The organism is Aquabacterium olei, assembly GCF_003100395.1.
GTDB classification, from domain to species: domain Bacteria; phylum Pseudomonadota; class Gammaproteobacteria; order Burkholderiales; family Burkholderiaceae_C; genus Aquabacterium; species Aquabacterium olei.
Genome location: NZ_CP029210.1, coordinates 105,963 through 120,485 on the forward strand (window position 1 = coordinate 105,963; position 14,523 = coordinate 120,485).

The 14,523-nt window shown below is 68.4% G+C and carries 10 protein-coding genes; 5 read left to right on the forward strand and 5 right to left on the reverse strand.

The window, feature by feature from the left end; translation table 11 throughout:
* The first annotated feature begins 161 nt into the window (after nt 1-161).
* The gene (locus tag DEH84_RS19330; RefSeq protein WP_245932642.1) at nt 162-2,711 is read left to right on the forward strand and encodes a sigma-54-dependent Fis family transcriptional regulator; all 2,550 of its coding nucleotides are present in this window, start codon (nt 162-164) and stop codon (nt 2,709-2,711) included.
* A gap of 75 nt (nt 2,712-2,786) precedes the next feature.
* On the opposite strand, the gene DEH84_RS00445 is transcribed toward DEH84_RS19330, so the two are convergent.
* The 3 genes from DEH84_RS00445 to flhD form a co-directional block, all read right to left on the reverse strand.
* On the reverse strand, nt 2,787-4,967 hold the full coding sequence (locus DEH84_RS00445; RefSeq protein ID WP_109033801.1) for a TonB-dependent receptor family protein: 2,181 nt from the start codon (nt 4,965-4,967) through the stop codon (nt 2,787-2,789).
* Between the two features lie 465 nt (nt 4,968-5,432).
* Nucleotides 5,433-5,969, reverse strand: a complete 537-nt coding sequence (flhC, locus tag DEH84_RS00450) for a flagellar transcriptional regulator FlhC (RefSeq protein WP_109033802.1) — start codon at nt 5,967-5,969, stop codon at nt 5,433-5,435.
* A gap of 56 nt (nt 5,970-6,025) precedes the next feature.
* Nucleotides 6,026-6,349 carry a flagellar transcriptional regulator FlhD gene (flhD, locus tag DEH84_RS00455; protein WP_109033803.1) on the reverse strand — a complete coding sequence of 108 codons (324 nt, stop codon included), beginning with the start codon at nt 6,347-6,349 and terminating at the stop codon, nt 6,026-6,028.
* 380 nt (nt 6,350-6,729) lie between these two features.
* Between flhD and DEH84_RS00460 the strand changes: the two genes are divergently transcribed.
* From DEH84_RS00460 to DEH84_RS00475, 4 genes are all read left to right on the forward strand, one after another.
* The gene (locus DEH84_RS00460) at nt 6,730-8,667 is read left to right on the forward strand and encodes a reprolysin-like metallopeptidase (protein WP_109033804.1); all 1,938 of its coding nucleotides are present in this window, start codon (nt 6,730-6,732) and stop codon (nt 8,665-8,667) included.
* A gap of 201 nt (nt 8,668-8,868) precedes the next feature.
* Complete coding sequence (gene ahpC / locus DEH84_RS00465) at nt 8,869-9,444, forward strand: alkyl hydroperoxide reductase subunit C (RefSeq protein ID WP_109033805.1); 576 nt, start codon at nt 8,869-8,871, stop codon at nt 9,442-9,444.
* Between the two features lie 207 nt (nt 9,445-9,651).
* Nucleotides 9,652-11,211 (forward strand): alkyl hydroperoxide reductase subunit F, encoded by a 1,560-nt coding sequence (gene ahpF, locus DEH84_RS00470; protein WP_109038127.1) that lies wholly within the window; start codon nt 9,652-9,654, stop codon nt 11,209-11,211.
* 138 nt (nt 11,212-11,349) lie between these two features.
* Nucleotides 11,350-12,282 carry an MBL fold metallo-hydrolase gene (locus tag DEH84_RS00475; protein ID WP_109033806.1) on the forward strand — a complete coding sequence of 311 codons (933 nt, stop codon included), beginning with the start codon at nt 11,350-11,352 and terminating at the stop codon, nt 12,280-12,282.
* Between the two features lie 21 nt (nt 12,283-12,303).
* Here DEH84_RS00475 and alkB read toward each other — a convergent pair whose 3' ends face one another.
* Nucleotides 12,304-12,990, reverse strand: coding sequence for a DNA oxidative demethylase AlkB (gene alkB / locus DEH84_RS00480; protein ID WP_109033807.1), 687 nt, complete (start codon nt 12,988-12,990; stop codon nt 12,304-12,306).
* A gap of 1 nt (nt 12,991) precedes the next feature.
* On the reverse strand, nt 12,992-14,497 hold the full coding sequence (locus tag DEH84_RS00485) for an aminoacyl-histidine dipeptidase (protein ID WP_109033808.1): 1,506 nt from the start codon (nt 14,495-14,497) through the stop codon (nt 12,992-12,994).
* Nucleotides 14,498-14,523 lie beyond the last annotated feature (26 nt).

Here is a 14,523-nt window from a genome sequence, read left to right on the forward strand (position 1 = left end):
CGCGTTTGACACAGGTGCACCGAAAACCTGTCACGCTCCGTGACACTTTACGGGGTTAACCCTCAAAGGGTTCCCGGCAGTGTCGGCTTCTTGACACCCTTGCCTACCATGGCGCTCCACTGGGGCGGTGTGTGCTCCAGAAGGTGACGATCCGGGGACACATGTCCCCGCACGGTGTGCCAGCGGCGGTGATCCCGCACCTGGCCAGCCGGTCACAGCACGAGGAGACCCGCCAGATGACCATGCGAACGCTGCACCACCATGGGGCACCCCTGAGAGGCAGCCTGTCCGAGACAGGCGGTCCGGTGTTGCCCGAACCCGTGATGGGCGAGCGGCATGCCGAGACCATCCAGCAGTCGCATGAGCGCTGCCTCACCATGGGGCTCAACCGGACCGACCGGCTCGACTTTCCGACCCTGAGCCGCAACGAGCTGGCCCTGGCGCGCGAGCGCAACCACCGGCTGTACGTGCATGCGGCGCCGGTGATGGAGACGCTGTTCTCGCAGATCCTCGATTCGCAGAGCATGGTCGTGCTGACCGATGCGAACGGCACCATCCTGCACACGATCGGGCCGGACGCTTTCCTGCAGCGCGCGGCCAAGGTGGCCCTGAGCCCGGGCGTGAACTGGTCGGAGTCGACCAAGGGCACGAACGCGATCGGCACGGCACTGATCGAGGAACTGCCGACGCTGGTGCACGGCGCCGAGCACTTCATCAACGCCAACCATTTCCTGACCTGCTCGGCCGCGCCCATCCTCGACCCCCGGGGGAACATCCTGGGCGTGCTCGACGTGACGGGCGACCAGCACACCTTCCATCCCTACACGCTGGGGCTGGTGCGCATGTCGGTGCGCATGATCGAGAACCACTGGTTCTCGGACGATCACCGCAATGTCGGGCACATCTACCTGCATGCGCGCCCCGAGTTCCTCGGCACGCTGACCGAGGGCATCCTGGCCGTGAACCCGGACGGCCGCATCATGGGTGCGAACCGCGGTGCGCAGGAGCAGCTGGGCATGAGCAGCGCGGCCCTGCGCATGCACACCGTGACGTCGCTGTTCGGCGCCACCATGGGCGCGCTGACCGAGCGCTTCCGTTCACCCCAGGTCGGCCCCATGCTGGTCGAGACCGTGTCGGGCCGGCAGCTGCACTTGCGTGCGCGCTTCAACTGGCCGGTGTGGCACAGCCTGTCGGAGTCCACCGCCGATGCCGTCGAGGCCACGCCGGTGGCGGCAGTGGCGGGCGGCTCCGGCCTGACGCTGCCTGCGGCCTCCGCGCCCAAGGACGTCTCCGCCGCCCCCGGCGGCCGGACGCCGCTGCGCACCGCCGAAATGGGCGGCGTGACCGGGGCACCGGCCCCGGCCGGGCTGGGCGGCTCGCTGGGCAGCGGGCCGACCTCGGTGTCGTCGGCCATGCCGCCCGGCAGCCCGTTCGGCGTGCCGAGTGGCCGTCTGGCCGATGCCTTCGTGCCGGGCACGCCGGGAACCAGCTCATCGGGTGAGCCACCGCGTTCATCGGCCTCGCGCAAGCTCGGCCTGAGTGCGCTTTCCACCGGCGACGCGCAGATGGCCGCCCTGCTCGACAAGCTCAAGCGCGTGCTCAACCGTGACATCCCGGTGCTCATCCAGGGTGAGACCGGCACGGGCAAGGAGTTGCTGGCACGCGCCATCCACCTGGATTCGAGCCGCGCGAGCGCACCGTTTGTCGCAGTCAACTGCGCGTCCATCCCTGAAACGCTGATCGAGTCGGAACTGTTCGGCTACGAGGAGGGCGCCTTCACCGGCGCGCGGCGCAAGGGCGCGGTCGGCAAGATGGTGCAGGCCCATGGCGGCACGCTGTTCCTCGATGAAATCGGCGACATGCCGCTGTCGCTGCAGGCCCACCTGCTGCGCGTGCTGCAGGAGCGCGAGGTGACGCCGCTGGGCAGCGGGCGCGCCATCCCGATCGACATCAACCTGGTCTGCGCCACCCACCGCAACCTGCGCGAGATGATCGAGCGCAAGACCTTCCGCGAAGACCTGTACTTCCGCCTCAACGGCTTGGTGGTGCGGATCCCGCCGCTGCGCGAGCGCACCGACCTGATGGTGCTGGTCGAGCGCATCCTGCAGCGCGAATGCCCGGACGTGGCCCATGAACTGGCGCCCGACGTGCTGAATCTCTTCCAGGCCTGCCGCTGGCAAGGCAATGTGCGCCAGCTGGCCGGCGTGTTGCGCACCGCCTGCGTCATGGCGGGCGACGAGCGGTTCATCACCCGCGCGCACCTGTCGGACGACTTCATGGACGACGTGCTGCGCAGCCAGAGCCAGGCCGGACTCGGTGCACGGGCCACCGCGACCGGTTCGGCTGGCAGCATGGCCGGATCAGGCTACATCGGTGGTGGCATGGTGCCGCCGGCCGCAGCCTCGAGCGGGCTGCACGGCCAGGGCCATGGGCAGGGCGGGATGCATGCGGGCGCTCCGGTGCACGCCTACCCCGAAGCGAGTGCCGCCGAAGGCATGGACGTGGGCCGGCACGCAGCGCCGCCGGCCGCTGCACCGAGCCCCGTGGTCAGTGCGCCTTCGGCGCCCGCCTCGCTGGTCGACATCGAGTTGCAGACCATCCGGCAGGCGGTGGAGGCTGCGCGCGGCAACATCTCGGAAGCAGCCAAGCAACTCGGCATCAGCCGCAACACGATCTACCGCAAGCTGCACTGGCAGAACAAGCAGCACTGACGACCTGATTGCGACGCCGGGATTCAGCACCCCGGCCCTCCACGGCGCCTGATGGCGCCGTTTTTTTCACCGGTGTCAGAAGCCGTGCAGGTAGCGCACGGACACCAGGGCGTTGCGGCCCGCAGCGGTCTCGAAGAAGCGGCCGTTGCCATCGTTGACGATGACGCTGCCGGCGTAGCGCTTGTCGCCCACGTTGTCGACCCGGGCCAGCACCTCGATGGCGCTGCCCTTCGCGTCAAGCTGGAAGCGCTGGAGCCAGCGCACGTTGACGATGCCCCAGCCGGCCGCGAAGTCGCTGTTGCGGTCGTTGACGGCGGTGCGGCTGCGGGCCTGCCATTCCAGGCCGGCTTCCATGCCGCGCTTCGGCTGCCACACCAGCTCGGCAAAGGCGTTCTGCTTCTGCGTGCCGGCAATGCGGTTGCCGGCGGCCACGGGCACGTTCGCCTGAGTGCAACGCGAGCCTTCGCAGGTCAGGAAATTGTCTTGGTAGCTTGCATCGAGCCAGGTGAAGGCTGCGGCGGTACGCCACTGAGGGGTCAGACGCCACTGGCCGCTTAGCTCCAGCCCCTTGCGCTGCGTGTGGCCCACGTTTTGAAAGGAAGACCGTCCGCCCACGCTGCTGAGCACGCCGATCTCGTTGCTCGTGTTGACTACAAAAAGGGTTGCGTCGAGGGCCGTGCCGGGCGTCGGGCGCCACTTGCTACCGATTTCGGCATGGCGGCTGGTTTGGGGCTTCAGCGCTGTGTTGAAGCCGCCGCCTTCACTGGTGCGGTAAGCGAGCTCACCGAGCGTGGGTGACTCGAAGCCGCGACCGACGCCCGCGTGCAGCGTCCACGAGGATGCTGCTTTCCAACGCAGACCCAGTACGGGTGTGTTGTAGTCGTACCGCATGGTGCCTGTGTCGTTGCCATTGCTGAGATAGCTGTCCTTACTCACCAGCAACACCTGTCCGGAGCGGAGCCCGGCCGTCGCAGCCCAATCGGGCGCGAAGCTCCATTCGGCCTGTACATAGGCTTCCCGGGTGCGTGCGGCGTTGGTTTCGTCCCGGCGTTGAGTGCCCTTGACGCCGAGCTGTGTCGGGCCGGTGCTGGGGCCGAGATAGTTGAGGTAGCCGCGACGGTTGTCGTACTGGTCCTCCAAGTTCACGCCGGTGACCAGATCGACATTTGTCCAGCGCCAGTTCAGGCGCCCGTCCAGGCCCATGTAGTCGCGATCGAAGTCGACGACGCCGCCGCTATGGGTCGCGGGCTGACGGTCATAAGGGATGCTCTGGTACTGCGTCACCGTTCGCCGGCCGGCGTAGGCCACCAGCTGGCTTTCCTGCAGGGCGCCCGCCTGCGTGAAGCGGTGCTGCCAGCTCGTGCCGATCTGCGTCTGGTTGAGGTTCTTGCGCGTGTTGTACTGTCGCGCTTCGGGGGCAACCCGATCGGGGTCTGCGTCGAAGTCCTTGCGCTCCAGCCCCAGCGGATCCTGCGCCTGCTGCACGTGGTGGCTCAACTGCGCCACGATGCGGTCATGCGGCAGACGCCATTCGGCCTTGACGTTGCCCAGGTGTCGGTCTGCGGCGCTGCGGTCGCGCGGGCCATCGGTGTGCAGGCTCGAGGCACTGGCCGACATCGACAGCGTCTCGCTGATCGGGGCACCACCGGCCACACGGACCTGGTACAGCGCGTTGCTGCCCACATCCAGGCTGCTTTCGAAGAAGCGCTCGGTGATGGGCTGGCTCACCAGCGAGATCACGCCGCCGGCCGCATTGCCGTACAGCGCCGAGAACGGGCCGCGGATGACCTCGATGCGCTGCGCGCTGGCCAGATCGAAGTGGCCGACCTGCCCCTGCCCGTCGGGCATGGTGGCCGGGATGCCGTCGGTGTAGAGCCGCAGGCCGCGCACGCCGAAGGTGGCGCGGGCGCCGAAGCCGCGCGAGCTGATCTGCAGATCCTGCGCGTAGTTGTTGCGGTTGTTGACCACCAGGCCCGGTACGCGGGCCATCGCTTCCGACAGGTTGACCATGGGCCCGGCCGCGCGCAGGGTGCGGCTGTCGACCACGCTGGCCGCGAACGGGGCATCCTGCAGGCGGGTGGCGCGGGTGCTGGCGCTGACCACCACCGGATCGACTTCGGAGGCCGCTTCGGACGTTTCGGCTGCCCGGGCGGCCCCGGTGTGCAGAAGGCCGGCGCAGGTGGCCAGCGTGGCCCAGGCCAGCGGGCTCAGTCGGGGCGAGGCGGGGAGGCGGCGGGGGGCGATGTGGTGTCTCATGATCTCGTTGTGGTGGCAGCGTGCGCCGGTCGGACCGGGTGCGGACAGTGTCCGCGTGCAGACACCGTGCCAGGGCCCCGGCAGCGTGTCATCGGGGCAAGCACGCGCCGCGCACCGGCCGGCTTTCGGGGAGACCCGCGGCGCCGCTCATGATTTTCAGGAGCCCGTGTGACAGCGGTGACACAGGTGCGCCGCCGTGTCTCGTCATGGAGCACGCGCGATCGCACGGACGGGCGGAGCAAAAAAAAAGCGGGTCCCGAGGGACCCGCATCGAAAGCACAAGACTGCCGTGCTGCTAGGAGGAGACAAGCATGAAACAGAAAGAGTCCGCCTGACGGGAGCAGGGACTTGACGACCAGGCCGGTCGGGCGGGATACAACTGGAACAACGGGTACAACCGGTACAACCACTGCGATGCGGCGTGAACCGGCGCCGCGCCGGGGTGAGGGCATCCGCCCCCGGAAATCAGTGCATCTGGATGCCGCCAGCGGCCTTGCCCTTGCCGGCGCGGGCGGGCGGGTTGCACATGCCACACACGAAGTGACGCGAGATCTCGTGCGGGTGGGTGACGAAGTGGCCGCCACACTTGGAGCACTTGGTCATCGTCAGCATGCCGTTGTCGACGAATTTCACCAGACGCCAGGCGCGCGTCACAGACAGCAGCGGCTCGAGGTTCTGGGTGGCGGTCTGTTCCAGATAGAGCTGGTAGGCCTTGATCACCACGTCGATCTCGTCCATTTCCGCGGCCTTGTTCAGGTACTCGTGGATGTTCATGAACAGGCTGGCGTGGATGTTCGGCTGCCAGGTCATGAACCAGTCGGTCGAGAAGGGGAGCTGACCTTTCGACGGCGACTTGCCCGAGACTTCCTTGTAGAGGCGCAGCAGGCGCTCGTAAGACATGTCGGTTTCCGACTCCAGCACTTGCAGGCGGGCACCCAGGTTGATCAGGGTGACGGCGCGCTCGATTTGCTTGGCTTCGGTCAACAGGCTCTTGGTGCGCATGGTGGTCTCTCTCGGTAGGGCGAAAACGGCGGGATCCGGATCAGGCGGCCTGAAGATCAGGCGGCTTCCTGGTGGCGGCCGGCCATCAGGATGGAAGCGTGCAGGCGGCTGACGGCATCGTTGGCCGCGCCCTTGCCGTGGTTGGTCAGCAGGTTCCACACGAGGTCGTCGTCGACCCGCATGCGGCACACCAGGGTGTTGCCCGAAGCGATCTTCAGCACCTGAGCCGGGGTGAGCGAGGCCAGGCGGTCGGCCGCTTCTTCCGACAGACCCAGGCGGAACAGCGCCTGCTCGCGGTCCGTGCGGATCAGGTTCTGAGCCAGCATCAGGTACGAGAGGTTGGTTTCGCGGATTTCGTTCAGGATCTGTTCGTTGGTCATGGTGTGCTCCGAGTTCTTGCTGTGCGGTGCAGTGCGGAACTGCGTTGTCGATGGAGTCATTGTGCAAACAACGGCCAGTTTTCTTGATAGGCGCGCGGCTGTAAGGCCGGTCGGCGTGCGGCTACACGGCGTGTAGGAATTTGTCTGACAGAAGCCCCGAACAGCGGCATCCGTCACGGCCAGACAAAAGGTTGTGAAAACCTGCCTATTTGTCTGCCGATTCGCGCCGGCGGGCGCACGGAGGCGGCGCCTGCGTGACGGGCGTCACACGGGGCGGGCGGGAGGCGGTTCTATGCTGGAGCGAACAAGGCAACCCACCTGATGAAGGCGCCTCCAGCGGCGCCGCCCCACGAGGTTGCCGTCACACCAGGAGGGCGCCGATGCGCTGGCAGAAACCGGATTTCTTCACCCTGACCCCCGTGGCCGCCTGGCTGGCGCTCGGCCTGGCCGGCGCTCCGGCGCTGGCCACCGCCCCGCCGTCGCCTGCGGTCGGCATGACGCTGCAGGCCCAGACCGCGCTCGCGCCAGCCCGGCTGATGGCCATGCAGCCCGGCGAGGTGGTGAGCATCGATTTCCCAGTGGCGGGGCGCCACAGCGTCGTCTTCGAGCACACCACCGCCGGCCGCGGCGGGCTGCGCTACTGGCACGGCCACCTGGCGGGCCACGAGCGCGACCGCGTCGTGCTGCAGGCCTTCCCCAACGGCCGACTGGTGGGCGCGCTGCGCCACCAGGGCCAGCTCGTGAGCTTCCGGCAGGAGGCCGACCGGCGCCTGGTGGCGGCCCGCGAGGCAGCCCGGATCAGCGGCCAGGCCTGGCGCCTGGGCGAGCGTCTGGACAAGGGCACCCGCGTGGTCCACGAGAACGTGGCGGCCCTGGTGGACGCCACCGTGGGCAGCGAGATCGCGCTGCCCCTGCCCGACGGCCGCACCGAGGTGGCCATCGTGACCGCCGCCGGCCTGGATGCCCATGGCCATCTGCAGATCCAGGCCATCAGCCGACTGGAAGGCCGCGGCAGTCCCACCGTCATCACGGTGGGCAGCGATGCCGTGTTTGCCGCCGTCTTCACGCCCCAGGGCGAATACCAGCTGGTGACCCGCCAGGGCCGCACGCTGATGCTCGACCCGCAGGCCGCCGGGCTGGCCCAGCCCCAGGGGGAGGACCACATCCCGGTCACCGACGAGGCCGGCGCCACCGTGGCGGCCGCACAGTCGACCCGCACCACCACAACGAAGACCACAACGAAGACCACCACGGTGGCGGGCAGCACCACGACCACGGGCTCCGCGGCCTTCGTGCCGCTGGCAGCCGGCACGGTGGACACCACGCTCACGCTGTTGATGACCTACAGCCCCAGCTTCGTCAGGCAGTGGGGCACCGAAGCCGCGGCGCGCACACGGCTGTCCAACATCGTGCAGGTGGCCAACGCGGCCTATGGCAACAGCGGCACGGGCGTGCGCTTCAAGGTGGTCGGCTGGAAGCTGGTGAACCAGGCCGACGCCACGCCGCAGACCGTGCTGTCGGCGCTGCGGGCGGGCAGCGGCGCCTTTGCCGGCATCGGGACGCTGAAGGCCAGCGTGGGCGCCGCCATGGTCAGCTTCTACGCCCCGTTCAACACCACCACCGCGGCCTCCAGCACGTGCGGCGTGGCCTATGTGCCGGCATCCGGCTCGCAGGGGCTGGCAGCCTACCGCACGCAGGCCCCCACGCTGATGTACTCGGCGCTCAACGACGGCCAGACCACCAGCAGTTACTGCTCGCTGTTGAGCTTCCCGCATGAGCTGGGCCACAACCTGGGCGCCCTGCACGACAAGGCCAACTCCAGCACCTCGGGCGTGTTCCCGTACAGCTACGGCAAGGGTGTGAGCGGCAGCTACGGCACGGTCATGTCCTACATCTCGCCGCGGGTGGCGCTGTTCTCGTCGCCCCAACTCCAGTGCACGAGCACCGGCACGGCCTGCGGCACCGACACGGAAAACGTCGTGGCCACCGTGCTGCAGACCAAGTCGGTCGTGGCGGCGCTGGGCAAGCCGGCGAATGCCGACGTGGCCGTGACCGGCGCGACCATGGTGGCCGGCGCGCTGCGCACCGCCACGGGCGCGGCGTACACCGGGGCCACCACCATCAGCACCAGCACGCCGGGCGTCACCTGCACGACGGGCACCACGGGGCTCTACGTGTGTCGCGTGCCCAACGCCACCCCGTCGATCACGGTCGCGGTGAAGGCCGTGGGCAAGACCGTCAGCCCCTCCGTGGCCACCTTCGCGGTCAACCCTCTGGCCGAGCGACCGGTCACCGGCACCACGTTCTACGTACGTTGAGGAGGAAGTTAGCGCTCACTCATGACGACGTCACCGCCTCGTGTCCGACGGGGCGCACCCTGGCCGTTTGCGGCAAGTGAAATGCCCAGCCTGATAGCTGTTGGCAATGAGGTGAATTTGTTCAATCAATTCGCTTTATGGGCCGGGCTGGCCTAAGATTCACTTCGTTGTTCATCACAACCCAAACCAAGGAACCCAGTCATGAGCCTGATCAACACGCAAGTCCAGCCGTTCAAGACCCAAGCTTTCGTCAACCGTGGCGGCAAGGGTGAGTTCATCGAAGTCACCGAAGAAAGCCTGAAGGGCAAGTGGTCGGTTCTGATCTTCATGCCGGCAGCCTTCACCTTCAACTGCCCGACCGAGATCGAAGACGCCGCCGACAACTACGCCGCCTTCCAGGCCGCGGGCGCCGAGGTCTACATCGTCACGACCGACACCCACTTCTCGCACAAGGTGTGGCACGAAACCTCGCCGGCCGTCGGCAAGGCCAAGTTCCCGCTGGTGGGCGACCCCACCCACACGCTGACCAACGCCTTCGGCGTGCACATCCCCGAAGAAGGCCTGGCCCTGCGCGGCACCTTCGTGGTGAACCCGGACGGCGTCATCAAGACCGTCGAAATCCACTCGAACGAGATCGCCCGCGACGTGTCGGAAACCCTGCGCAAGCTGAAGGCTGCCCAGTACACCGCCGCCAACCCCGGCCAGGTCTGCCCGGCCAAGTGGAAGGAAGGCGCCAAGACCCTGGCTCCGTCGCTGGACCTGGTCGGCAAGATCTGATCGACCTGACGTCAGACACCCCTGTTGTTTGACCTGTGAGAAGGCGCGCCCTTCCCACACCGCTGACACTGCCTACCCTGCGGGCCCACGAAGCCGGCCGGGGTGGGGCAGTGCAGCCTGCTCGCTGGCCCCAACCCTTGACGCAGTACAGGAGGCCGGTTTTCACAGTCGCTTGACACCGAATTCACTCAGAAAAGGATGACCACCATGCTGGACGACAGCCTCAAAGCCCAACTCGGCGCCTACCTGGAGCGCGTGCAACAGCCCTTCGAGATCGTGGCCTCCCTGAGCGACAGTGAAAACTCGCGCGAGATGCTCGAGCTGCTGCAGACGATCCAAGGTCTGCGCGCCGACAAGATCACCCTGAAGACCGACGGGCAGGACGCCCGCAAGCCTTCGTTCACGCTGCAGCGTGCCGGCAGCGACACCAGCCTGCGCTTTGCCGGCCTGCCGCTGGGCCACGAGTTCACCTCGCTGGTGCTGGCGCTGCTGTGGACGGGCGGTCACCCCCCGAAGGAAGAAGCCGAGACGCTGGACAACATCCGCGCCCTGGACGGCGACTTCAACTTCGAGGTCTACATGTCCCTGAGCTGCCACAACTGCCCGGACGTGGTGCAGGCGCTGTCGCTCATGGCCATCCTGAACCCGAAGGTCAAGACCACGGTCATCGAAGGCGGCGCCTTCCAGGAAGAGGTCGAGAAGCGCGAGATCATGGCGGTGCCCATGGTGTTCCTCAACGGCCAGGTGTTTGCCTCGGGCAAGATGTCGGTGGCCGAGATCGTGGCCAAGCTCGACACCAACTCGTCTGCCAAGGAAGCCGCCAAGATCGACGCCAAGGCGCCGTACGACGTGCTGATCGTGGGCGGTGGCCCTGCCGGTGCAGCCGCGGGTGTGTACGCAGCCCGCAAGGGCATCCGCACCGGCATCGCCGCCGAACGGTTTGGCGGGCAGGTGAACGACACGCTGGCCATCGAGAACTACATCTCGGTGCTGGAAACCGACGGGCCGAAGCTGGCTGCCGCGCTGGAAGCCCACGCCAAGGCGTACGACGTCGACATCATGAACCTGCAGAAGGCCGCGCAGATCATCCCGGCTGCGAAGCCCGGTGACCTGATTCAGGTGAAGATGGAAAACGGCGGCACGCTCAAGGCCAAGACCGTGATCCTGTCGACCGGTGCCCGTTGGCGCAACGTGAACGTGCCCGGCGAAGCCGAGTACAAGAACAAGGGCGTGGCCTACTGCCCGCACTGCGATGGCCCGCTGTTCAAGGGCAAGCGCACGGCCGTCATCGGCGGCGGCAACTCGGGTGTCGAGGCCGCCATCGACCTGGCGGGCATCGTGGCCCACGTGACGCTGATCGAGTTTGCCGACACGCTCAAGGCCGACGCCGTGCTGGTCAACAAGCTCAAGAGCCTGCCGAACGTGACCATCCACACCAACGCGCAGACCACCGAGATCACCGGCGCAGAGGGCAAGGTCAATGGCCTGAAGTACAAGGACCGCGCGACCGGTGAAGAGCACACGGTGCCGCTGGAAGGCGTGTTCGTGCAGATCGGCCTGGTGCCCAACACCGAGTTCCTGCGCGGCACGGTCGAGTTGAGCAAGTTCGGCGAGATCATCGTCGACGCCAAGGGCCACACCAACGTGCCGGGCGTGTTCGCGGCCGGCGACTGCACCACGGTGCCGTACAAGCAGATCGTGATCGCGGCCGGGGCCGGTGCGACGGCGGCATTGAGCGCCTTCGACCACCTGATCCGCCAGGGTTGAACGATGACAGCGTGAACCGGTTGGTTCCTTGAGAGGCCTGCGCCCGCGAGGGTGCGGGCCTTTTTTTCGGCCCTGCTGTGCTGTCAACCACGGCATTCCCCAGCCCGCAGTCGGAGTGCGACGTCGCATCATCGCCCCATGCCCTTGAACGCCGTGCCCCTGCCCCCTTCCCTCCGCGTGCTCGAACGCGGCTGGCTGTCATCCAACCAGATTCTGCTGTTCGATGACGACGGCGCGACCGTGGTAGACACCGGCTACGTCACCGAAGTGGACGACACACTGCGGCTGATCGACCAGGCGCTGGCCGGCCGGCCGTTGAAGCGCATCGTGAACACCCATCTGCACTCCGACCATGCGGGGGGCAACGCGGCGCTGCAGGCCCGGCACGATTGCGTCACCTGGATCCCGCCCGGCGAGAGCGAGGCCGCCGCGACCTGGGACGAGGATCGCTTGAGCTACCGCCCCACCAGCCAGCAGTGCCCGCGCTTTCGCTTCGATGCGCTGGTGCACCCCCACCACACCCTGCACCTGGGGGGCGAGGACTGGACCGTGCTGCCCGCGCAGGGCCACGACGACGCGATGGTGATGCTGTGGTGCGACCGTCAGGGCATTCTGGTGTCGGCCGATGCGCTGTGGGAGAAGGGCTTCGGCGTCATCTTCCCCGAGCTGGTGGGCGAGGCGGGTTTCGAGGACCAGGCGGCCACGCTGGCGCGGATTGCCGATCTCGCGCCGCGCGTCGTGATTCCGGGCCATGGCGCGCCCTTCACCGCGGTGCAGCCTGCGCTGGAGGCTGCACAGGCCCGGCTGCACTGGCTGCGCAACGAGCCCGTGAAGCACGGCGAGTACGCGCTCAAGGTGCTGGTCTCGTTCAAGCTGATGGAGGCTCAGTCGATGAGCCAGTCTGCGGTGGAGGGGGTGGTGCGATCCGCGTTTGACCGCCAGCCGGCCCTGGCGGCGCTCTACGCGGGGCGCGAGGCGGCCGCTGTGGCGCGCGACGTGGTGGCGAACCTGGCACGCAGTGGCGCCGTGCAGCTTCGGCCCGACGGTGGCATCGACGCGCCGGCGCGATGACACCGCCTGGCGGGCCGGCCGCTACCCTGCGCGCCGGAACGTGAGGTTGACCCGGTCGGGGCCGAAGGCCGGGTGGTGCGCCGCCTTGATCGGGCGCACACCATGAAAGCGCAGCCGGGCGGGGCCACCCCACACCAGCACATCACCGTGCCACAGCGGGATGGGTTGGGTGCCACCCGCCCGCTCCAGCCCACCCAGCAGAAACGTGGCCGGCACACCGAGCGAGACCGACACGATGGGCGCGCTGAAATCGCGCTCGTTGCGGTCCTGGTGGAGTGACAGGCGCGTGCCCGGCACGTAGCGGTTCACCAGGCAGGCATCCGGCTCGAAGCCCGGGAACCCGGCCGCCGCGGCGGCGGATCGGGCCAGGGCCCGAAACGCATCCGGCATCGGGGGCCAGGGTGCATCGCGCAGGGGGTCTTGCGCGCTGTACCGGTAGCCGCGCCGGTCGCTGACCCAGCCCAGCGGGCCGGCATTGGTCATGGCGACCTGCATGGTCTGGCCGCCGGGTGTCTGCATCTGGCGCCAGGGGGCTGCGGCCACAACGGCGTTCACCCCGGCCAGCAAGGCCGCCTCGTTGGCCAGTGCGTGCCCCGGCAGCAGCACCACGCCATCGTCCAGCGTCATGCGGGCCGGCCGGGCGGGTGCCCCGGCATCGGCCGGCGCGCCAAACAGATCGGCCTGGTGGGGGACGGCCGGGTCGGGCATGTCAGCCCCGCAGCGTGGCGGCCTCGGCCAGGATGGCGAGCAGCAGCGCATGACACTGCCCCACCGAGGCGATGTCCACGCGTTCGCCCGGCGCGTGCGCCCCGCGGATCGTCGGCCCGAAGGACACGATGTCCATGCCCGGGTGTTTGGCGGCCAGGATGCCGCACTCCAGGCCGGCGTGGATCACCTGCACGCGGGCGGGGGCGCCCTCGCGCGCGGCATACACCCGCTGGCACAGCGCCAGCAGCGGCGAGGCCGGGTTCGGCGTCCAGCCGGGGTAATGCCCGTCGATCTGCACCGTGGTGCCGCTCAGGTTGAACAGGCTGGCAATCTCTTCGGCCAGCGCCAGGCTGCCGCTGTCCCGCAGCGAGCGGACCATGAAGTTCGCCTGCCCGCCTTCGGGCGTCAGGCCCACCACACCGAGGTTGTTGGAGGTCTCGACCACGCCCGGCACCTGGCGGCTCATGCGGCGCACGCCGTGCGGGGCGGCGTTCAGGCTGGCGAGCCACACAGCCTGTTCGGCGGGCGCCATCACGTAGCCGGGCAGCGGTGCCGGTGTGGGCTCCGCGGTCAGGCTCAGGCCCGACTCGATGCCCGTCAGTTCATCGGTCAGCAGGCCGGCCCAGCGCGCCAGCGCAGCGTGCAGGGCCTCCGCCTGGTCTGGCGGCAGGGCCACCGTGGCAAACGCCTCGCGCGGCAGCGCGTTGCGGGCGGTGCCACCGCGCAGGCTCACCAGCTGCACCGGCAAGGTGGCGCACAGGTCCTGCAGCACGCGCACCAGCAGCTTGATGGCGTTGCCGCGCTCTTCATGGATGTCGACGCCGGAGTGGCCGCCGCGCAGGCCGCGCAGGGTCAGGTCGAACACCGCGAGGTGCGCCGGCCGCAGCAGGGGCGCTGCGTGGCGGCTCACGTTCACGTCCACTCCGCCAGCGCAGCCCAGGTAGAACTCGCCCCATTCCTCGGTGTCGAGGTTGAGCATCAACCGCCCTGCCAGCGCCCCGGCCGCCAGCCCATGGGCACCGCCCATGCCGGCTTCCTCGTCCACGGTGAACAGCGCTTCCAGCGGCCCGTGCACGGCGGTGGCGTCTTCCAGCACCGCCAGCATCATCGCCACGCCCATGCCGTTGTCGGCCCCCAGCGTCGTGCCCTCGGCCACCAGCCAGCCATCGCGCTGCACCGGCACGATCGGGTCCTGAAAGAAGTCGTGCCCGCTGTCGCTGTTCTTCTGCGTGACCATGTCGAGGTGGGCCTGCAGCACCACGCCCGGCGCCGCCTCGTGGCCCGGCGAGGCCGGCTTGCGGATCAGCAGGTTGCCCGCCGCGTCCACCTCGTTGGACAGGCCCCGCGCGGTGGCCCAGTCGATGAGGTGCTCACGCAGCGCCGCCTCGTGCTTCGAGGGGCGGGGGATGCGGCACAGCGTGGCGAAGTGGGCCCAAACCAAGGCCGGTTCCAGGCCGGCAAACGGGGCAGACAGGTCAGGCGTGGACAGAGGTGCGGCGGCAGACATGGCAAGCGTGTGCGCCGCAGACGGGC

Coding starts and splice junctions, on each gene's coding strand:
- DEH84_RS19330 (WP_245932642.1), top strand. CDS start 162: ATGTCCCCGCACGGTGTGCCAGCGGCGGTGATCCCGCACCTGGCCAGC.
- DEH84_RS00445 (WP_109033801.1), bottom strand. CDS start 4,967: ATGAGACACCACATCGCCCCCCGCCGCCTCCCCGCCTCGCCCCGACTG.
- flhC (WP_109033802.1), bottom strand. CDS start 5,969: ATGCGCACCAAGAGCCTGTTGACCGAAGCCAAGCAAATCGAGCGCGCC.
- flhD (WP_109033803.1), bottom strand. CDS start 6,349: ATGACCAACGAACAGATCCTGAACGAAATCCGCGAAACCAACCTCTCG.
- DEH84_RS00460 (WP_109033804.1), top strand. CDS start 6,730: ATGCGCTGGCAGAAACCGGATTTCTTCACCCTGACCCCCGTGGCCGCC.
- ahpC (WP_109033805.1), top strand. CDS start 8,869: ATGAGCCTGATCAACACGCAAGTCCAGCCGTTCAAGACCCAAGCTTTC.
- ahpF (WP_109038127.1), top strand. CDS start 9,652: ATGCTGGACGACAGCCTCAAAGCCCAACTCGGCGCCTACCTGGAGCGC.
- DEH84_RS00475 (WP_109033806.1), top strand. CDS start 11,350: ATGCCCTTGAACGCCGTGCCCCTGCCCCCTTCCCTCCGCGTGCTCGAA.
- alkB (WP_109033807.1), bottom strand. CDS start 12,990: ATGCCCGACCCGGCCGTCCCCCACCAGGCCGATCTGTTTGGCGCGCCG.
- DEH84_RS00485 (WP_109033808.1), bottom strand. CDS start 14,497: ATGTCTGCCGCCGCACCTCTGTCCACGCCTGACCTGTCTGCCCCGTTT.